The sequence below is a fragment of the Amycolatopsis viridis genome (genome assembly GCF_011758765.1).
Lineage (GTDB): Bacteria > Actinomycetota > Actinomycetes > Mycobacteriales > Pseudonocardiaceae > Amycolatopsis_E > Amycolatopsis_E viridis.
The window spans coordinates 2,666,026-2,685,764 of sequence record NZ_JAANOU010000001.1 but is presented as its reverse complement, the minus strand read 5'-3'; the positions used below and the strand labels follow the sequence as shown (position 1 = coordinate 2,685,764).

At 73.9% G+C, this 19,739-nt stretch carries 18 protein-coding genes and 1 riboswitch; of the genes, 8 read left to right on the top strand and 10 right to left on the bottom strand.

From position 1 onward, the window contains the following. Positions 1-21 precede the first annotated feature (21 nt). Positions 22-540: a hypothetical protein gene (locus FHX46_RS13235; protein WP_167113842.1), complete on the top strand. Its 519-nt coding sequence runs from the start codon at positions 22-24 to the stop codon at positions 538-540. Positions 541-584: 44 nt separating this feature from the next. Here FHX46_RS13235 and FHX46_RS13230 read toward each other — a convergent pair whose 3' ends face one another. Further along, complete coding sequence (locus FHX46_RS13230; RefSeq protein ID WP_167113840.1) at positions 585-1,457, bottom strand: LysR family transcriptional regulator; 873 nt, start codon at positions 1,455-1,457, stop codon at positions 585-587. 77 nt (positions 1,458-1,534) lie between these two features. Between FHX46_RS13230 and gabT the strand changes: the two genes are divergently transcribed. After that, positions 1,535-2,863 carry a 4-aminobutyrate--2-oxoglutarate transaminase gene (gabT, locus tag FHX46_RS13225; protein ID WP_167113837.1) on the top strand — a complete coding sequence of 443 codons (1,329 nt, stop codon included), beginning with the start codon at positions 1,535-1,537 and terminating at the stop codon, positions 2,861-2,863. Positions 2,864-2,917: 54 nt separating this feature from the next. On the opposite strand, the gene FHX46_RS13220 is transcribed toward gabT, so the two are convergent. Next, entirely contained in the window at positions 2,918-3,511 is a 594-nt protein-coding gene (locus FHX46_RS13220) for a TetR/AcrR family transcriptional regulator (protein ID WP_167113834.1), read from the bottom strand. Between the two features lie 168 nt (positions 3,512-3,679). On the opposite strand from FHX46_RS13220, the gene FHX46_RS13215 reads away from it, so the two are divergent. Further along, complete coding sequence (locus tag FHX46_RS13215) at positions 3,680-4,924, top strand: cytochrome P450 (protein WP_208401201.1); 1,245 nt, start codon at positions 3,680-3,682, stop codon at positions 4,922-4,924. Here FHX46_RS13215 and FHX46_RS13210 read toward each other — a convergent pair. Further along, positions 4,921-5,538: a class I SAM-dependent methyltransferase gene (locus FHX46_RS13210; RefSeq protein ID WP_167113828.1), complete on the bottom strand. Its 618-nt coding sequence runs from the start codon at positions 5,536-5,538 to the stop codon at positions 4,921-4,923. The genes FHX46_RS13215 and FHX46_RS13210 overlap by 4 nt on opposite strands. 230 nt (positions 5,539-5,768) lie before the next feature. Between FHX46_RS13210 and FHX46_RS13205 the strand changes: the two genes are divergently transcribed. Beyond that, the gene (locus FHX46_RS13205; protein WP_167113824.1) at positions 5,769-6,230 is read left to right on the top strand and encodes an OsmC family protein; all 462 of its coding nucleotides are present in this window, start codon (positions 5,769-5,771) and stop codon (positions 6,228-6,230) included. 76 nt (positions 6,231-6,306) lie between these two features. Here the strand turns inward: FHX46_RS13205 and FHX46_RS13200 are convergent, their stop codons facing one another. Further along, positions 6,307-7,449, bottom strand: coding sequence for an ROK family transcriptional regulator (locus FHX46_RS13200; protein WP_243871595.1), 1,143 nt, complete (start codon positions 7,447-7,449; stop codon positions 6,307-6,309). 105 nt (positions 7,450-7,554) lie between these two features. On the opposite strand from FHX46_RS13200, the gene FHX46_RS13195 reads away from it, so the two are divergent. From FHX46_RS13195 to FHX46_RS13180, 4 genes are all read left to right on the top strand, one after another. After that, positions 7,555-8,661 (top strand): ABC transporter ATP-binding protein, encoded by a 1,107-nt coding sequence (locus FHX46_RS13195; RefSeq protein WP_167113822.1) that lies wholly within the window; start codon positions 7,555-7,557, stop codon positions 8,659-8,661. Between the two features lie 105 nt (positions 8,662-8,766). Continuing rightward, on the top strand, positions 8,767-9,945 hold the full coding sequence (gene xylA / locus FHX46_RS13190) for a xylose isomerase (RefSeq protein ID WP_167113819.1): 1,179 nt from the start codon (positions 8,767-8,769) through the stop codon (positions 9,943-9,945). Positions 9,946-9,994: 49 nt separating this feature from the next. Then, on the top strand, positions 9,995-11,194 hold the full coding sequence (locus tag FHX46_RS28815; protein ID WP_167113816.1) for an ROK family protein: 1,200 nt from the start codon (positions 9,995-9,997) through the stop codon (positions 11,192-11,194). Positions 11,195-11,371: 177 nt separating this feature from the next. Then, on the top strand, positions 11,372-11,524 hold the full coding sequence (locus tag FHX46_RS13180) for a hypothetical protein (RefSeq protein ID WP_167113813.1): 153 nt from the start codon (positions 11,372-11,374) through the stop codon (positions 11,522-11,524). A 376-nt stretch (positions 11,525-11,900) separates the two neighbouring features. Here FHX46_RS13180 and FHX46_RS13175 read toward each other — a convergent pair whose 3' ends face one another. The 6 genes from FHX46_RS13175 to FHX46_RS28810 form a co-directional block, all read right to left on the bottom strand. Further along, entirely contained in the window at positions 11,901-12,074 is a 174-nt protein-coding gene (locus tag FHX46_RS13175) for a hypothetical protein (protein WP_167113810.1), read from the bottom strand. A gap of 275 nt (positions 12,075-12,349) precedes the next feature. Continuing rightward, the gene (locus FHX46_RS13170; RefSeq protein WP_167113807.1) at positions 12,350-13,948 is read right to left on the bottom strand and encodes a sigma-70 family RNA polymerase sigma factor; all 1,599 of its coding nucleotides are present in this window, start codon (positions 13,946-13,948) and stop codon (positions 12,350-12,352) included. Between the two features lie 187 nt (positions 13,949-14,135). Next, positions 14,136-14,603 carry a DUF6292 family protein gene (locus FHX46_RS13165; protein WP_167113804.1) on the bottom strand — a complete coding sequence of 156 codons (468 nt, stop codon included), beginning with the start codon at positions 14,601-14,603 and terminating at the stop codon, positions 14,136-14,138. 104 nt (positions 14,604-14,707) lie between these two features. Continuing rightward, entirely contained in the window at positions 14,708-18,334 is a 3,627-nt protein-coding gene (metH, locus tag FHX46_RS13160; protein ID WP_167113801.1) for a methionine synthase, read from the bottom strand. After that, a riboswitch (S-adenosyl-L-homocysteine riboswitch) is annotated at positions 18,332-18,410 on the bottom strand. (Overlaps the previous gene by 3 nt.) 786 nt (positions 18,411-19,196) lie before the next feature. Further along, on the bottom strand, positions 19,197-19,406 hold the full coding sequence (locus FHX46_RS13155) for a hypothetical protein (RefSeq protein WP_167095909.1): 210 nt from the start codon (positions 19,404-19,406) through the stop codon (positions 19,197-19,199). Between the two features lie 74 nt (positions 19,407-19,480). Next, a complete protein-coding gene (locus FHX46_RS28810) occupies positions 19,481-19,606 on the bottom strand; it encodes a hypothetical protein (protein ID WP_279589462.1) in 126 nt (41 codons plus the stop codon). Positions 19,607-19,739: the final 133 nt, after the last annotated feature.

Here is a 19,739-nt window from a genome sequence, read left to right as displayed (position 1 = left end):
GTTGTCCCGGAAGGTGTTCCCGTGCCCGCCGACCTGTCGTCCGTCATCGCGGCCACCGCGCAGTGGCTGCTGCGCGCGTACCCGCCGGAGCGCGGTGCCCTCAGCGGCGCCCTCGCCGAGGCGCAGTGCCGCCAGGCCGCGACGGTCGCCGCGTGGCTGCGGTACCCGACAGCGCTCGACGCGGGGCTGCTGGACGTCGTCGGCCCCGGCGGGTCCGGCCGGCTGGACTGGGTCACCGGCGTGGACGCCGTACCGGGCGAGGACGCCGGGTGGCGGACCTGGGTGGACGAGGTGGTGGCCAGCTGGGCGGCGTGCCTGCTCGCCGACCGCGGCCTCGCGGTGGCGGCGATCGCGACGGTCACCGGTTCGGTGCACGCCGCCGGTCTCGCGCCGGACTTCCGCCGCCTCGCCGACCCCGACCGGCGCGACCGGCAGGCGGCGGTGCTGCTGCGGCACCCGGACCTGCTCTCCCCCGTGGCGGATCTGCACCGGGCGGATCTGCTGGCCCGGCTGGGCGGCGGGACCGCGCAGGCAGCCTGACCCGCCCGCACCGGCCATCCGTCTATTGTGGATGTTCGCGCGGTTCATCCGTACCGGGCGGCGACGAACCCGCCCAGGCGTCGTGCGAACGCCTCCAGCGTGGTGGCCGCCTCGTGCCGCGAATCCCACGCCGCGAACAGGGTGATCTCCAGCTGCCGCTGCCCGGCGTGGACCCGCAGCGGCACCAGTCCGAACCGCGGATCGTCCGACACCAGCGCCACTCCCCGCCCCGCGGCCGCATGCGCCTGCGCCACCGTGCCGTTCGCGGCCTCGATCACCCGCGCGTAGGTCGTGCCCGCCGCGAGCAGCGCCGCGTCCAGGGCCTGCCGTGCGGTGAACGCCGGCGGCAGGATGATCACCGTCTCCGCCAGCACCTCCTCCAGTGCCACCGCCTCCCGGTCGCACCACGGGTGCCGCGCCGGCACGTACGCCCACACCGGCAGCACGGCCAGCCGCCGCGACCGGTACGGCGCGCGCGGTGCGGCGGTGGCGATCGCGAGGTCGGCCCCGCGCGCCAGCGTGTCCACTGCGGACAGACCGTCCGCGCCCAGCACGTCGATGGTCGGGTCCTCGGGGGCCAGCGTCGCGATGAACGGGGCCACCACGTCGGTGAGCGTCACCGTCGGCGCGCCGACGGTGAGGCGGTCGATGCGGCCGTGCGCGTGGAACGTCGCCGCCGTCTTCAGCGCGTCCGCGCGCGCCAGCACGTCGCGTGCGCTGCCGAGGAGCGCACGGCCGACCCGCGACGGCGTCATCCGCCGCCCGGCCCGGTCGAACAGCCCGGCGCCCAGCTCGTCCTCCAGCTGCCGCAGCTGCCGGGACAGGCTCGGCTGCGTGATGTGCAGCAGCTCCGCCGCGCGGCTCACCGTGCCGGCCTCACAGGTCACCACGAAGTACCGCAGGTGACGCAACTCCATCTCTGATGCCTCCCAGGCATGGAAATCCTGCCAACCAAGTATTGGACAGCATGACCGGGCCGTCCCGAAACTGGGGCATGACCACGAGCACCCAGACAGGTATCCGGCAGCAGCGGCGGCTGGAGACGGCGATCCCGGGACCGAAGTCCCGGGAACTGATGGCGCGCAAGACCGCGGCGGTCGCCGCCGGGGTCGGCACGACGATGCCGGTCTTCGCGACTGCGGCGGGCGGCGGCATCGTGGTCGACGTCGACGGCAACCACCTCATCGACCTCGGCTCGGGCATCGCGGTCACCACCGTGGGCGCCAGCGCGCCGCGGGTCGTCGACGCGGTGCGCGCCCAGGCCGGGGCGTTCACGCACACCTGCTTCATGGTCACCCCGTACGAGGGCTACGTCGCCGTCGCCGAGGCGCTGGCCCGGCTCACCCCGGGCGGGCACGCCAAGCGCACCGCGTTGTTCAACTCCGGCGCCGAGGCGGTGGAAAACGCCGTGAAGATCGCCCGCGCGCACACCGGCCGCAACGCCGTGGTGGTGTTCGACCACGCCTACCACGGCCGGACCAACCTGACGATGGCGATGACCGCCAAGAACATGCCCTACAAGCACGGGTTCGGGCCGTTCGCGCCGGAGGTCTACCGGGCGCCGCTGTCCTACCCGCTGCGCGACGGGGGCCTGGACGGCGCGACCGCGGCAAGCCGGGCGCTGGACGTGGTCGAGAAGCAGGTCGGGGCGGCGAACCTGGCGGCGCTGGTGATCGAGCCGATCCAGGGCGAGGGCGGGTTCATCGAGCCCGCGCCCGGGTTCCTGCCCGCGCTGGCCGAGTGGTGCCGCGCGAACGGCGTCGTGTTCGTCGCCGACGAGGTGCAGACGGGCTTCGCCCGCACCGGTGACTGGTTCGCCTGCGAGCACGAGGCGGTGGTCCCCGATCTGATCGTGACCGCCAAGGGCATCGCGGGTGGCCTGCCGCTGTCGGCGGTGACCGGCCGCGCGGAGATCATGGACGCCGTGCACGCCGGCGGGCTGGGCGGCACCTACGGCGGAAACCCGCTGGCCTGCGCCGCCGCGCTGGCCGCGATCGAGACCATCGAGACCGACGGGCTCGTGACGCGGGCCCGGGAGATCGGGGAGCTGCTGACCACGCGGCTGCGCGGGCTGGGCGATCCGCGGATCGGCGACGTGCGCGGCCGGGGGGCGATGATCGCGGCCGAGCTGGTGCACCCGGGCACCGGGGAACCGGACCCGGCACTGGCGAAGGCGGTCGCGACGACCGCCCACGAGCGCGGCGTGATCGTGCTGACCTGCGGGACCCACGGCAACGTCCTGCGTTTCCTGCCCCCGCTGACGATCGGCGACGACCTCCTGCACGACGCGATGGACGTGCTCGGGGAGACGTTCGCGAGCTAGCCAGCACGCCCTCGCCCGCGCCGGACCCCGCCCGGTCGGCTGCGCCGGCCGGGCTCAGCGCGACCGGGGTCCCATGATCAGCGTGACGACCTCGGTCGCGACCTCCACCGTGCCGGCCAGGTCGCCACCCTCCTCCAGGGTGGTCGCGATGAGCTCGCGCAATCCGCCGAACAACGTGATCCCCAGCTGGCGGGACGGCGGGACCACGCCCGCCGCGCGGAGTTCCGGCGTGTCGGCCAGCGTCCGCATCAGCGCCACGAACGAGTCCATGCTCTCCCGGGACAGCGCACGCCCCGCCTCGCCGAGGGACGGTGCGGCCCGCATCCAGGTCAGGCACAGCTCCGGGTCGCGCTCCATCGAGCCGATCAGCGCCTCCACCGCCTGCCGCGCCTGCGTCTGCCAGGGGGCGTCCCGCTGGACCGCGGCCGCGATGTCGCGCACCATCCGGGCGTTCGTCTCCCGGAGCAGCTCGACGAAGCACTCCTGTTTGCTCCCGAACTGCTCGTAGAACGTGCGCTTCGAGGTGCGGGCGTGGTTGACGACGTCGGCGATGGTGAGCTCGTGGTAGTCCCGCTCCCGCAGAGCGGCCGCCATGCCCCGCAGGAGCCGGTCGCGGAACCCGGTGGCTGCCACGTCGGCGTCGGTCACGCCGTCAACCTAACCCAGCTGCTTGACCGGGGCACTCGTCCGCCTCTACGGTTCCTGGTACCCGGCAGTACCACGGTGGAGGTGGCGGTCGTGACGAGGGTGGCGCGTCTGCGGGACGGCGCGAAACCGGCGGTGCGCTGGGGCGTCGCCCACGCACTCCCCCGCACCATGCTGCGCGCCGCTGCCCGGCGCGGGGACCTGCAGGCCCGGCTGGTCGCCGAGGCCGCCGTGTCGCCCACCGCCGCGCTCACCGGGCTGTTCGACGAGATCCGCGCGCACGGCCCGCTGTACAAGGGGTCGTTCGCCTGCGTCACGACCAGCCACGCCGCGGTCCGGGAAGTGCTGACCAGCAACGACTTCCGCACCGGGGTCGGCGTGGCCACCGACGGGGTGCTGGCGCGGCTGGGCGAGTGGTCGGCGAGCGAGGCCATGAACCCGATCACGCCGCCGTCGCTGCTGGCGACCGAGCCGCCGGAGCACACGCGCTACCGCAAGCTGGTGACCCGGGTCTTCACCGTCCGCGCCGTGGAGAAGCTGCGGGTGCGCACCGAGGAGATCGCCCGCGACCTGCTCGACGCGCTGGATCCGGACGGGCCGGTCGACCTGATCGAGTCCTACTGCGCGCTGCTGCCGGTGACCGTGATCGCCGAGATCCTCGGCGTGCCGGAGGAGGACCGGCGGCGGGTGCTCGAACTGGGCACGGCCGCCGCGCCGAGCCTCGACATGGGCCTGTCGTGGCGGGAGTTCCGGGCGGTGGAGTCGGCACTGGCCGAGTTCGACGCGTGGCTCGGCGACCACCTGGACCGCCTGCGCGCGCGTCCGGGCGACAACCTGCTCAGCCAGCTGGTGGCCGCGCGCGAGGACGGTGTCGGGCTGACCGATCTGGAGTTGCGCTCGACGGCCGGGCTGGTGCTCGCGGCCGGGTTCGAGACGACTGTCAACCTGCTCGGCAACGGGATCGCCCTGCTGCACGACCATCCCGGGCAGCTCGCGGCGCTGCGGGCAGAACCGTCGCGGTGGGCGAACGCGGTCGAGGAGATCCTCCGCGTCGACCCGCCCGTGCTGCTCACCGGCCGGACCTGCCTGCGCGACACGGAGATCTGCGGGGTCCCGGTGCGCGCGGGCTCGGTGGTGGCGACGATCCTCGCCGGCGCTAACCGCGATCCGGCGGTCTTCGCCGAGCCCGGCCGGTTCGACGTGCGGCGGGAGAACGCGCGCGAGCACATCTCGTTCTCGGCCGGCCGCCACTACTGCCTCGGCGCCGCGCTGGCCCGCATGGAGGGCGAGGTCGGGTTGCGCGCGCTGTTCGACCGCTACCCGCAGCTTCGGCTGACGCCGGGCGCGCGGCGCCGGAAAACCCGCATCCTGCGCGGGTTCGAGCGCCTGCCTGCCCGCCTCAATGGACGGTCCTAAGGGGACACCGCGACACCGAGCGAGTCGGCTCCCATCACCTTCGGTGAGCCCTTTTCGTAGAACTGCTCGACCTCGTGCAGTTCGAAGCCCGCTTCACGGAGCAGTCCGGTGATCGGGCGCGTCAGGTGGCAGCCGCCGAAGAGCCGGGTCTGCAGCGGGTCCAGGCGGTGCTGCCAGCGCTGCACCTCCTCGTCGGGCGCGAGCCCGTGGTCGAAGAAGTGCAGCGTGCCACCCGGTTTGAGCACGCGCCGCAGCTCCCCAAGCGCCGCACGGACGTCCGGGATCGTGCACAGCGTGAACGTGGACAGCGCGGTGTCGCAGCTGTCGTCCGGCAACGGCACCGACTGGCCGTCCAGGCCCACCCGCTCGATCGGCACCTGGGCCCCGGCGACCCGATCCTGGGCCAGCTTCCACGCGACGTCGGACGGCTCAACGGCGCACACGGCGGTCACCGCGGGCGGGTAGAACGGGATGTTGAGTCCCGAGCCGAACCCGATCTCCAGCACCCGGCCGTGCAGCCCCGCGCAGGCCCGGGCACGGTGCGGTGCCACCGCCTGCATCCCGCCCAGCACGTTGACGAGCCGCGGCAGAACCTGCTCGTGGTAAACGCCCATGTCGGCCTCCCTGCGTTCCGGTCACCGGCGATGCTGCCGCCACCGGCGGCCGGGTGGTAGAGCCGGACGGCCCTGTCACCGGGTCCGGCGACGGGCGGGCCCGGGTTCGCCGGCGGCGGGAGGTGGCGAGGGTCATGGTCCGTCCGCGGGCCCGGCAGCCGATCTCGGTGGACGGTGCGGCCTGCGCCTTTGTAGATTCCGGTGACCGCTGCGCCCGAAGGAGCACCACGATGAGCAAAGAACACGGCTACCAGGTCACCGTCACCTGGAGCGGCACCACCGGCGAGGGCTACCGGGCCTACGACCGCGGTCACGACATCACCGCCGAGGGCAAACCCGTGATCGCCGCGACCGCCGACCCCGCCTTCCTCGGCGACCCCTCCCGCTGGAACCCGGAGGAGCTGCTGGTGGCGTCGCTGTCGCAGTGCCACATGCTGACCTACCTGGCTTTGTGCGCGCGGCACCGCATCACCGTCACCGGCTACCGCGACACCGCGACCGGCCGGATGGCCGAAACGCCGGACGGCGGCGGGCACTTCACCGAGGTGACCCTGAACCCGGTCGTCACCGTGGCGACGGCGGAGGACGCCGACCGGGCCGCCGAACTCCACCACCGCGCACACGAGCTGTGCTTCATCGCGAACTCGGTGTCGTTCCCGGTCCGGCACGTCCCGGAGACCAAGATCGCCTAGGTTCCGCCGTGTCCGGTGCGCGGCGCGGGGTCCCGCCGGACCGCCGCTCACGGGCGTGCGGCGACGGTCCGCCCGATCAGCCCTCGATCCAGGCAAGCGGGTCCGCGACGACCCGCGCGATCACCCGTCCCGCCGCGCCGCGCACCGCGGCATCCGGGCCCAGCCTCGACAACCGCACCGTCAGCCCGGATCCGAGCCGGCCCACCACCGCGTGCCGGAACGCCTCGCCCAGGCCAGCGAGACGGCCGCCGAGCACGATCGTCTCCGGCGCGAGCAGGGCACGCACCCCGATCAGGGCGTCGGCCAGGGCCTCACTCGCGCGGTGCAGCGCCCGCAGCGCCCCCGGGTCCTGCTCCCGCACCCGGACGGCCAACGGTTCCTCGCCGGCCAGCAGCCGCGTGACCCCGGCGTCCGCCAGCCCGGCGGCCGCCGCCATCGCCGGGCGGCCCGCGTAGCGGTCCAGGCACCCGCGCCCGCCGCACGGGCACGGCTCGCCGCGACGGCGCACCGGCACGTGCCCGAGATCGCCCGCGAGGCTCGCGGCCGGGTTGAGCGGCGCGAGCCCGATCACCTCCTCCCCACCCAGGTACAGCCAGTCCCGTGCCGCCCCGGCCTGGTACTCCGCCAGCGCCGCGCACGCCACCTCCCCGGCCACCAGGACGTCCAGCCCGTGCAGGTCCAGCGCCCGCAACTCGGCCGCGACCAGCCCCCGCAGGTCCACCCCGTGCCAGCCCAGCGGCAACGCCGAGACCAGGCCATGCGACACCGTGCCGCCGACCGCGACCCCGACGCCCGCGACCAGCCGCCCGGCGGTGGTGGCCTCGTCGAACAGCTGCCGCAGCACCGGCCGGGCCGCGCGCACCCCGTCCGGCGCGCCCCCGGCGGCCACGTCGAACCGCCGCAGCCGCCGGGCGAGCGGGCGCCCGGACAGGTCCAGGATCACGCCCGCGATGTGCCCGGAGCCGAACTGCAGGCCGAGCGCGACCGGCCCGTACGGGTCGAGCACGAGACGCCCGGCCGGCCGGCCCGGTGCGCGCCCCGGCTCCGGCCCGAGGTCGCGCACCAGCTCCGCCCCGGTCAACTCGGCGACCAGGCTCGACACGGTCGCCTTCGTCAGCCCGGTTCGCCGCGCGAGCTCGACCCGCGACACCGGGGCGTCGCGGGCGATCAGTTCCATCACCAGGGCGACGTTGTGCCGCCGCATGGCCTGCGCGTCCATGGCCTCCACATTCGTCAGTTTACTGAATTGACGAATCCTGGCGGCCGGTGCAGGGACCGGATAGACAGGGCGGAACGACGACGTGGCGCGAAGGGCGGTCCCCACATGGCTGAGGTCAGCTACCGGCAGGCGTCGCGGCTCTACCCCGGCTCGCCGCCGGTCCGGGCCGTGGACAGCCTCGATCTCGACATCGCCGACGGCGAGTTCCTGGTCCTGGTCGGCCCCTCGGGGTCGGGCAAGTCGACGGCGCTGCGGATGCTCGCCGGACTGGAGGACGTCGACGAGGGCGCGATCCTCATCGACGGCAAGGACGTCACCGCGATCCCGCCGAAGGACCGCGACATCGCGATGGTGTTCCAGTCCTACGCGCTCTACCCGCACATGACCGTCGCCGAGAACATGGGCTTCGCGCTCAAGCTCAAGCGCGTGTCCAAGGCCAAGATCGCTGAGCGGGTGCGCGAGGCGGCGGCCCTCCTCGACCTCACCCCGTACCTGGATCGCAAGCCGAAAGCGCTGTCCGGCGGGCAGCGGCAGCGGGTCGCGATGGGCCGCGCCATCGTGCGCGAGCCGGCCGTGTTCCTGATGGACGAGCCACTGTCCAACTTGGACGCCAAACTGCGGGTGGAGACCCGTGCCAACATCGCGGCGTTGCAGAAGCGCCTGGGCACCACCACCATCTACGTCACGCACGACCAGGTCGAGGCCATGACGATGGGCCACCGGGTCGCGGTGCTCAAGGACGGCAAGCTCCAGCAGTGCGACACCCCGCGCAACCTCTACGAACGGCCGCGGAACGCGTTCGTGGCCGGTTTCATCGGCTCGCCGGCGATGAACCTGAAGACCGTCACCCTCAGTCCCGAGGGTGCGCAGCTCGACGGGCTGACCGTGCCGCTCCCCCGCGCGACGATGGCCGCCGCCCGCTCCGCCGGGGTGGAGTCGGTGACGCTCGGCCTGCGGCCGGAGTCGCTGCGCCTGGCCGGTGCCGGTGAGCCGGCGGCGAAGCTCGTCGTCGAGCTGGTCGAGGAGCTGGGCGCCGACGCCTACATCCACGGCGGGGTGAAGATCGGCGACCGCGTCGAGCGGTTCGTGGTCCGCGCCGACGGACGGCGTCCGCCGCAACTGGGTGAGACCGTCCAGATCGCGGTCGGTGACCCGGACGAGGTGCACGCCTTCCACCCGGAGACGGGCGAGCGGCTGCCGACCGCCGGCTGAGCACGAACACGTCAAGGGGCCGGGTGGCGAACACCGCCCGGCCCCTTGACCGTGCCGACACCGCGCGAATAAGTTACTCCAGAAAACAAATTTGGAGGAGCTGCGATGGTGCGCCAACCCACCCCCGAGGACAAGTTCTCGTTCGGCCTGTGGACCGTGGGCTGGACCGGCACCGACCCCTTCGGCGGCCCGAGCCGCCCGGCGCTGGATCCGTGGGAGTACGCCGACAAGCTCGCCGAACTGGGCGCGTGGGGCATCACCTTCCACGACAACGACGTCTTCCCCTTCGACGCCGACCCGGCGACCAGGCGCAAGCTCACCGGACGGCTCAAGGACGCGGCGGACAAGGCCGGCCTCGTCATCGAGATGGTCACCACCAACACCTTCAGCCACCCGGTGTTCAAGGACGGCGGCCTGACCTCCAACGACCGGGGCGTGCGCCGCTTCGGGCTGCGCAAGGTGCTGCAGGCATGCGACCTGGCCGCGGAGATGGGCGCGACCACATTCGTGATGTGGGGCGGGCGCGAGGGTGCCGAATACGACGGCGCCAAGGACCTGCACGCCGTCTTCGAGCGCTACAAGGAGGGCCTGGACACCGTCGCCGGCTACATCAAGTCGCAGGGCTACGACCTGCGCATCGGCCTGGAGCCGAAGCCGAACGAGCCGCGCGGCGACATCTTCCTGCCCACCGTCGGCCACGCCCTGGCGCTCATCGCGCAGCTGGAGCACGGCGACATCGTGGGCCTCAACCCGGAAACCGGGCACGAGCAGATGGCCGGCCTCAACTACACCCACGCCCTGGGACAGGCGCTGTGGAGCGGGAAGCTGTTCCACCTCGACCTGAACGGGCAGCGCGGACTCAAGTACGACCAGGACCTGGTGTTCGGCCACGGCGACCTGATCTCCGCGTTCTTCACCGTCGACCTGCTGGAGAACGGTTTCCCGGGCTACCCGGACGCGCCCCGCTACACCGGGCCGCGGCACTTCGACTACAAGCCGTCCCGCACCGAGTACCTCGACGGGATCTGGGACTCGGCGCGGGCGTGCATGGCGACGTACCTGCTGCTGGCGGAGAAGTCGAAGGCGTTCCGCGCCGACCCGCGGGTGCGGCAGGCGTGGGAGCGGGCCGGCGTGCTCGAGCTGGCCGAGCCGACACTCGCCGCGGGCGAGTCGGTCGCGGACTTCCTGGCCGCCGACGACGGCTTCGATCCCGGGGAGGCCGCGCAGCGCGACTTCGGGTTCGTGCAGTTGCAGCAGCTCGCGCTCGAGCATCTGATCGGATGATTTCGTCCACCCGCTGAACGAAATCGATCGTCCGGTTAGGATCGGGGCCGTGACCGTCCCCGGCCCGCAGACCAGCGCACGTCAGTCGAGCCTGCGGGCGAGAAACCTGGCACTGGTGGCGCGCACCGTGTGCGCGTCGGCCCGGCCGCTGTCGCGCGCGGACGTGGCGGCGGCGACCTCGATGACCCGCACCACGGCGACGCGGCTGGCCGACGAACTGGTGGCGGCGGGGGTGCTCGCCGAGATCGAACCGGACGGCGGCGGCCGGCGCGGCCGTCCGGCCACTCCCCTGGTGCCCGGGTCCCGGCTCGCCGCGCTGGGATTGCAGGTCAACGCCGGGTTCCTCGCGGTGCGGGTGATCGACCTGCGGGGCCGGGTGGTCGCCGAGTCGCTGGAGTACGCCGACCTGGTGGGAAGCGACCCGGCGCGCGCACTGGCCCGGCTGGGCACGCTGGCGGCGCGGGTCCTCGGCGGGCTGCCCGGCGAGCTGCGGCTGGTCGGCGCGGGCCTCGCCCTGCCCGGAATCGTCGCCGCGGCGGACGGCGCCCTGCTGCGCGCCCCGAACCTCGGGTGGTCCGGCGTGCGCCCGGCGGATCTGCTGGCCCCGGCCGCGGTGGCGGGACTGCCGTTGCGTGCGGGCAACGAGGCGAACCTCGCCGCCCGCACGGTCGCCGAGGTCGCCCCCGGGCGCCCCGGGCCGTTCGCCGACTTCGTGTACCTCTCCGGTGAGATCGGCATCGGCGGCGCGGCGGTGGTGGGTGGTGCGGTGATGGCGGGGCAGCACGGGTGGGCCGGCGAGATCGGGCACGTGTGCGTCGACCCGGCGGGCCCGGCGTGCCGGTGCGGGTCGACCGGCTGCCTGGAAACCTACGCGGGCCGGGACGCGCTGCTCGCCGCCGCCGGTTTGCCGCCCGCCTCCACCCCGGCGCACCTCGCGGAGCTGGCCGCGGCGGGCGACGCCCGGGCACGCGCGGCGGTGACGGCGGCGGCCCATGCGCTGGGAGTGGCGCTGGCCGGGGTGATCAACGTGCTGGACATCCCGACGGTGGTGCTCGGCGGGCACCTCGCACAGGTCGCCGACCTGTTGCGACCGGAACTGGCGGCCCGGCTGCGCGCGCGGGTGCTGTCCGCCAGGTGGACCGCGCCGGCGATCCACGCGGCGCCGGACAACTCCGCTCCGGGCGCGACCGGCGCCGCCTACCACGAACTGGCGGCGGTCCTGGCCGACCCGGTCCGCTGGCTCGGCTGAGCGCGCCGGGGCAGGCCGTCCGGCCCGGCGGGACGGGCTGCGCGGCCGCCACGCGGCACACGGCGGAACAAGACGCACGCAGGCAGGCGTGGCGATCATGCCGCACCCCGGTTCGCCGGTGCCGGCGCGCGTGTCCCGGTGGGCCCCGAAGCTGGGCATGCCGAGCACCGCGGGGCGGTGCAGAATCCGCGCACCAAAGGCATCAGCGGCACCGCATTCGCCGCCGTGTTCGCGGGCGCCGTGCTGACACCGCTGTTCACCCTTGACGCCGGGCGCGCCCGCCACCCCGTCGGCCGTGGCCACGGCGAACGGCTGGGCCACCCCGGGTGACCGGCTTGGCGGGCGCCAGGTGGAACCACAGTGCCGGGATGGTCCACACCGGTGCCCGCGCTGACGACTACCTGCCCGGCGGGCGCACGGTGATCGTCGAGCTGGGCGGCAACGAGTTCATCCAGGACATCGACCGCGCCGTGTTGGAGGCCCGGGACGGGCCGCTGCTGGCAGCCATCGCCGCGGTGTCTCGCGCGGTCCACGGTGTGGCAGGTCATCCTGCGCGAACCCGGGCAGCGTCTGGTGCCCCACCCCGTGCGCACCTGGGCCCAGTACGCCCACGCCATGGGGCCTCTCGGCACGGAAACGACCCGGCTGTGCGGGTGTCGGTGGATGTGCTCGAGCTGTGGCCGCCGGACCGTCTCCGTGCGAGCGCTCAGAACAAGATTTCCGCGGCCACGTACACCAGAATGCCCGCGGCACCCGCGGCGCGGGTGAGCAGCAGTTCCCGGTCGCTGAACTCGCGGAAGCCGCCGCCGTCCCGCCGGTGCAACCACTCGCGCGCGGACCGCGGGCTGATCAGTATCCAGAGCCCCTGCGGCACCAACACGAGTCCGAAGTAGATCTCGTCTACCCCACCGGACCTCCTTCTCGGCCCGGTGGACGCGGAACCGGCGATCGCGGTTCCACGCCCGTATCCCGGGGTACGAGCGGACGTGGGTGCGGGTGACCGGCTCCCGGTAACCGGTGGCCGGCCTGGCGCGCGTGGTACCGCCGGTGTTCGCCGTGTCTTCGCCGTGTCTTCGCGGGGTCTTCGCGAGGACCCGGCGTGGCGCGGCCGGCGCGCTGGGCGCGGTGCCGGGCCTGGCCGTGTGTGTTACTCCGCTACCGCCCCGGCGCAGCCGCTCCGGCGGCGGCACTACCGGTGCCCAGGTCAGGGCTACGCCTCGCCGGGGCGTCCGCGGCGCGGTGGCCCGCACCGTGCCCGAGCGTGCCGGGCTTCGTGGCGCCATCTCCCTTGCCGTGCGCAACTGCACCGGCATTCGCCGCGTCGGAACCGGTGCCGGAGTCATCCGCGGCCGTCGTCGACGCTGGGCGGTGGTGCCGGCCCGGACCATCGGCGGCGCCATCGCGATCGGCCTTGGTGGTGAAGTCGTTTTTCCCTGCACCCACGGGCTTTCCGGCACCGCGGCCACCGGCCTTGCCGTTGGCGTCCGGGGGTGTCCCCGCGGCTGGGCGGTGGTACCGGCCCGGCGCATCGGCGGCGTCACCGCGATCGGCCTCGGTGGTGAAGTCACCCGTCCCGGCCCCGTTGCCGCGCCCGCGGCGATGGCCGTTCGCGCCGGCGCCGGGGTCCGTGCCGCCGGGCGGGCCGTCGGCCGCGGCCGGGCCGGGGTTGGTCGTGGTGCGCTGTCCGGCGGTGCCCTCGACCGGCGCGATACCGCCGGTTTCCGGCTGTGCTCCGGTGGGCCGCTGGGCGCCGGGTCCGCGCCGCGCCGGGGCAGCCGGGGCGGCGGGCACCGCCGGCGTCCTGGCCACGACCGGCGCTGCTGCCGCGGTTCCGGGCGGCGGCTCCGCGGTCACCACCGGCCCGGCCACCGCCGCCACCGCGGCGAGCGTCGCCGCCGCCGCGACCTTCGACAGCGCCGCGGACGCCCCGCCCCACACCGCGGACGCGGCGGGAGCGCCACCACCGGCCGCGACCGAGGCGGCTTCCCCGGCGGGTACGGCCGGCCCGCCGCCGAGCAACCGTCCCAGCAGCGGGACCAGCGCCGGCAGCCCGCCGTTGACCGTCTCCAGCGCGGCGGCGATCCGCTGGCACTTCGGGCACCGCGCGAGGTGCGCCGACACCGCCTGCCGCTGCCGCGCGGTGACCTTGCCCCGGGTCCACGCCGCCAGCCGCCGCCGGACGGTGCGGCACTCCTCGGTGCGCGCGGCGGGCACGTGGGCCTGCAGGAACGCCTGCCGCAACCCCTCGCGCGCCCGTACCGCGAGCGCGGCGACCCCGTTGGCCGTCATCCCGAGCTCGCCGGCGAGCTTCCCCGGCCCGGTGCCGAGCATCTCGGTGTGCCACAACACGTACCGCCAGCGCGCGGGCAGCGTCTCGAACGCCGACCGCGCGACCTCGCCGGTCAGCCGGTCGATAACGATCTCCTCGACCCCGGGCGCGCCGTCGTCGCCGGTCGCGGCCCACGGGTCGCACCGCTCGCGGCGGCGCCCCCAGTCCATCGCCAGGTTCCGCAACGTCACCAGCAGGTACGGGCGGAACCGGTCGGCCGGGCCGGCCCCGTCCCGGATCGCCGCGAACACCCGCAGGAACGATTCAGCCACCAGGTCGTCGACCTCGGCCCGGTCCCGCCACAGCATCGCCGCCACCCGGCGCGCGGCCGGCAGGTGCCGCCGGAAGAGCGTGTCGTACGCAGCCAGATCGCCGCCGCGGACCGCCCCGATCAGCTCGGCATCGGCGTCCGTGTCCCCCGCCATGGTCCTCCTCGTCCCCCGGGCCCTCACCCGAGGAGACTCCGCAGTCCCGCGTTTCGTTACCGGACAGCCTCCCACGCGGAAGCAACCGGCGAAAGCGATCAGCGAAACCCGGCAGACCACCGGCTCCTGGGCACCACGCCGGGCGCCGCGGGCAGCCCAGCCCGCCAACGGCGCAGCGCCCGGGGAATCAGCTCGTCGGGCGCCGGCGGGCCTGTTCGGCCGGCCGACCCGGACGGGCGGTCACCCGTTCCTGGTACGGGATCGCGTAGGTGGCCAGGTGCTGACGCACGGCGGCAGCGTCGGTCGTGCCCGCCGGCCCCGCCTCCGGGGCACGGCCCGCGAACACGTCCTCCACGAACCGGGCCACGTCGGGCGGCGGGGGCAGCAGCTCACGCCCGAAGTAGCGCACCACGGTCAGCTCGTGTCCCGCGGTCACCTCGATCGCGACCGCCCAGCCGTCGTTCTCGTTCCACACCAGCGCCGTGTCCTCGCCGGGATGGTCGGACAGCCGGTCGTCCAGCGCGATGTAGGCGTAGGCCGGTGCCGGGTCCACGTGCGCGTAATAGGCCTCGCCGCTGCAACCCAGCTCCTGGGCGACCGTGTTGACGTAACGGCGGAGCCCGGAGGCCGCCGCGTGCTCGTATTCCAGGTGCATCTCACACCCCGTTGAGTGAGTAGTCTGCCGTCCGGGCGGACTACCACCTGACCGGGTGAGCAAACCATTTCAGCTGGACACGCTTCGTCCCGATGAGGACCGGGTCAGTCCGCGGGGTCGTAGTCCAGGTTGGGGCGCAGCCACTTTTCGATCTCCGCCTGCGGCACGCCACGCCGCGCGGCGTAGTCGCGCACCTGGTCGCGGCCCAGCCGGCCGACGGTGAAGTACCGCGACGCCGGGTGCGCGAAGATCAGCCCGCTCACGCTCGCCGCGGGCGTCATCGCGAACGACTCGGTCAGGCCCAGCCCCAGCCGCGCCGCCCCGAGCAGGTCGAACAGCTCCCGCTTCTGGCTGTGGTCGGGGCTCGCCGGGTACCCGAGCGCCGGGCGGATCCCGCGGAACCGCTCGGCGTGCAGGTCCGCGAGCGACGGCTGCGCGTCCGGCTCGAACCACTCCCGCCGGGCCTGCAGGTGGAGGTACTCGGCGAAGGACTCGGCCAGCCGGTCGGCCAGCGCCTTGACCATGATCGCGCGGTAGTCGTCGTGGCGGGACTCGTAGTGGCGGGCCAGCTCCTCCGCGCCGTGCACGGTCACCGCGAACCCGCCCAGGTGGTCCCCGGCCGGCGCGATGTAGTCGGCCAGGCACCGGTTCGCGCGCCCCTGCGGTTTGGACGTCTGCTGGCGCAGCATCGGGAACCGCACCCCGCGCTCGAGCACGATGTCGTCGCCCTCGCGGTGCGCGGGCCAGAACCCGTAGGCGCCGCGGGCGGTCAGGCTGCCGTCCGTGATGATCTGGTCCAGCAACGCGTTCGCGTCGTCGAAGAGCTCACGCGCGACCGGTTGCTCCAGGATCGCCGGGTACTTCCCCTTCAGCTCCCAGGCCAGGAACAGGAACTGCCAGTCGATCATGTCCCGCAGCGCGGGCAGGCCGGGCTCGACGGTCCGCACGCCGGTGAACGACGGCACCGGCAGCTCGTCGAAGGACACCCGCTCCGGGTTCGCGCGCGCCTGCTCCAGCGTCAGCATCGGGCGGCGCTGCTTGCCGGCGTGCTGCTCACGCAGCCGCTCCTGCTCCGCGCGGTTGGCCTGGTCCAGCGCGGTCGCGCGGTCCGGGTCGAGCAGGTCCGACACCACCCCGACGACCCGGGAGGCATCCAGCACGTGCACCGTGGTGTGGTCGTAGGCCGGGGCGATCCGCACCGCGGTGTGCTGGCGCGAGGTGGTCGCACCGCCGATCAGCAGCGGGATCTTCAGACCACGCCGCTGCATCTCCGCGGCGACCGTGACCATCTCGTCCAGCGACGGCGTGATCAGCCCGGACAGGCCGATCGCGTCGGCGTTCTCGGCAACCGCGGTGTCCAGGATCTTCGCCGCCGGCACCATCACGCCGAGGTCGATCACCTCGTAGTTGTTGCAGCCCAGCACGACACCGACGATGTTCTTGCCGATGTCGTGCACGTCGCCCTTCACGGTGGCGAGCACGATCCTGCCCTGGCCGCGCTCGGCCTGGACCTGCCCCGCGGCCCGCAGCTGCTCCTTCTCCGCCGCCATGAACGGCTCCAGGTAGGCGACGGACCGCTTCATCACCCGCGCGCTCTTGACCACCTGCGGCAGGAACATCTTGCCGGCGCCGAACAGGTCGCCGACCGTCTTCATGCCGTCCATCAGCGGGCCCTCGATGACCTCGAGCGGACGGGCGAAGCTCTGCCGCGCTTCTTCGGTGTCGTCCTCGATGTGGTCGACGATGCCGTGCACCAGCGCGTGCCGCAGCCGCTCGGCCACCGGCGCCTCGCGCCAGGACAGGTCCACCACACGCTTGCGGCCCTGGCCGCGGACGGTCTCGGCGTAGGAGACCAGCCGGTCGGTGGCGTCCGGGTGGCGGTCGAACAACACGTCCTCGACCAGCTCCAGCAACTCGGCCGGGATGTCCTCGTAGACGGTGAGCTGACCGGCGTTGACGATGCCCATGTCCAGTCCCGCCCGCACGGCGTGGAACAGGAACGCCGAGTGCATGGCCTCGCGCACCACGTCGTTGCCGCGGAAGGAGAACGACAGGTTCGAGATGCCGCCGCTGGTGCGCGCCCCCGGGCAGCGCTGCTTGATCAGCGGCAGCGCGTCGATGAACGCCTTGGCGTAGCCGTTGTGCTCGGCGATGCCGGTGGCGACGGCCAGCACGTTGGGGTCGAAGATGATGTCTTCGGGCGGGAAGCCGGCCACGCGGGTGAGCAGGTCGTAGGCGCGGCCGCAGATCTCCACCTTGCGCGCGCAGGTGTCGGCCTGACCCTGCTCGTCGAACGCCATCACGACGACACCGGCGCCGTAGTCGCGGATCCGGCGGGCCTGCTGCAGGAACTGCTCCTCGCCCTCCTTGAGGCTGATCGAGTTGACCACCCCCTTGCCCTGCACGCACTTGAGCCCGGCCTCCAGCACGCTCCACCGCGAGCTGTCGATCATGATCGGGATGCGGGCGACCTCGGGTTCGGTGGCGATGAGGTTGAGGAACGTGGTCATCGCCCGCTCCGAGTCGAGCAGGTCGGCGTCCATGTTCACGTCGAGCAGGTTGGCGCCGCCGCGGACCTGGTCCAGCGCGACGTCCACCGCGGCCTGGTAGTCACCGGATTCCACGAGCCGCCGGAACTTCGCCGAGCCGGTGACGTTGGTGCGCTCGCCGATCATCACGAACCCGGTGTCCGCGCCGAGGTCGAACGGCTCGAGCCCGCTGAACCGGGTGTGCGCGCGGGGCGGCGGAACCACCCGCGGGGCCGCACCGGCAACCGCCTCGGCGATCTCGGCGATGTGCTCGGGGCCGGTGCCGCAGCAGCCACCGACGATATTGACCAGGCCGGTGCCGGCGAGCTCGCCGAGCAGGCGCGCGGTCTCGGCGGGGGTCTGGTCGTAGCCGCCGAACGCGTTGGGCAGCCCGGCATTCGGGTGGCAGGCGACGTAGGTGCCGGCCAGCTTCGCCAGCTGCCCGACGTGCGGGCGCATCTCCTCGGCGCCCAGCGAGCAGTTGACACCGACCACCAGCGGGTCGGCGTGCTCAACCGCGCTCCAGAACGCCTCGACGGTCTGCCCGGACAGCGTGCGGCCGGACAGGTCGACGATCGTCACCGAGATCCACAGCGGCAGGTGCGGGGCGACCTCCCGGGCGGCGGCGATGGCGGCCTTGGCGTTGAGCGTGTCGAAGATCGTCTCGATCAGCAGCAGGTCGACGCCGCCCTCGGCGAGCGCGGCGATCTGCTCGGCGTAGGCGTCGCGCACCTTGTCGAAGGTCACCGCCCGGTAGGCGGGGTCGTCGACCTCCGGCGACAGGGACAGGGTGACGTTGAGCGGGCCGATCGATCCCGCGACGAACTTCCCGCCGGCCTCGTCGGCGGCCTGGCGCGCCAGCCGGGCGCCGCGCACGTTCATCTCGCGGACCAGGTGGCCCAGCCCGTAGTCGGCCTGGCCGATGCTCGTGGCCGTGAACGTGTTGGTGGTGGTGATGTCCGCGCCCGCGGCGAGGTAGCGCCGGTGCACGTCGAGGATCAGGTCGGGCCGCGTGAGGTTGAGCAGGTCCGGGTCGCCGGTGACGTCGTGCGGGTGGTCGGTGATCAGATCGCCGCGGTAGTCGGCCGGGGTCAGGCCCGCCCCCTGCAGCGTCGTGCCCCAGGCGCCGTCCAGCACGGCCACCCGCCGGTCCAGGATTTCTCGCAGTGCCGCGATCGTGTCCACCAGCGCCCTCCCATCCATCGGGAGGCGCCCTTGGTGCGAACGGAAGGGGCCGAGCGTGGCGGACCACGGGTCCGTTGCAGCGCCTCTCGGCCTGCGGCCACGGTACTAGACGCCCGCCGACGGCACCAAGGCCGTTCCGCGATGTGGTCACCCCCGCACACAGCACGGCGGGCCGGCTTCCCCAAGCCGGCCCGCCGTCGGAGACCGCCTGCCCTTCACGGCCCCGACCGGCCGGGCATCGACCTCCTGCGGGCACCATCCCCCGACGGAACCCGCTTTCCCCGCCCGTGCGGTGCCCCGAGCACCCGCACGTGCCTCACCAGTATGCGCCTGGACGGGGCCGGTCGGGCAAGGCCGAAGTCCCCAAAATGAGGACTTTGTGCCATTGCCGTCCACAGTGGATCTTTCTCGCCGGGCCGCGCCGATGCGGGGCGGACCCGGCCGCGCCGGCCGCCGGGTCACCGACGGGGCTCGGCCGCGGGCCCGGACGGCAGCATCCGGACGGGGACCGGGATCCCGGCGGGGTGGCCACGGTGCGGCCCGGCGGCCGGCACGCTTCCCCGGAATGTCCGGCCGGGTGAGCCTGCCGGGCACGCAGCAGCCGGCTGAGGGGCGTCACCGCGGTCGACGCCGTCCGGCTCCCCGCGCCCGGCCGCGGGGACGACCGAGCAGTACGCCGCCGGAGCGGCCGGTCCGGGTTCGCCCGTCGCCGTGGGTGTGGGGCCGGTCACGCCGGCCGCGGCGGCGGGTCCCCGGCCGGGGTGACGGTGCGGGAGGGCGCGTGCGGAACCCGGACCGCCGGGGCGGACGGGTGTGCCCCCGGCCGTCCCGCGCCGCGGGCAGCGGCGGGCACGATCGGCCGTGCCGCCGGGAGGCCGGCTCAGGCCAGTTCGCGGCCCGCCCACCGGGTGCGGATGCGCCGCCAGGCCAGCGCGTAGGGTTCGGCCGGGTCACCCGGCCGCACCGCGCCGTTCGCGACGTCGGAGCGGGAGCGGGCGAGCTCCTGCTCGGCGAGCGAACGCGGTACGTGGAGCACCTCGACGATTTGCCAGAAGAGCTCGTCCGGCCCGGCTTCGGTCCCGTCAGCCATGCTCGCAGGATGACCGCTCGCGCCGCAGGGCGCCACCGCAACGGCCGATTCCACGCGATCGGACCCCTGCCGGGTCACGAGACGACCTCCTCCGCGGCGTCCTCAGCGGCCGCCCGGGCCTCGTCACCACCCTGCACGTCGGCCCAGTCCAGCCCGATCGCGGCGACGACGTCGTCGAAGATGGGGGTGCGGTCGCTCATCGGGCGCCCCGCGGGTCCGGCTCGGCACACATACGTTCCCCTCCAGCGTCGTGTACGCCCACGCGAGGTCGGAAATTAGCACGCGTCCACCCGCAGCCGCCAGGCGAAATCCCAAGAACGGGGGATGCCCGGC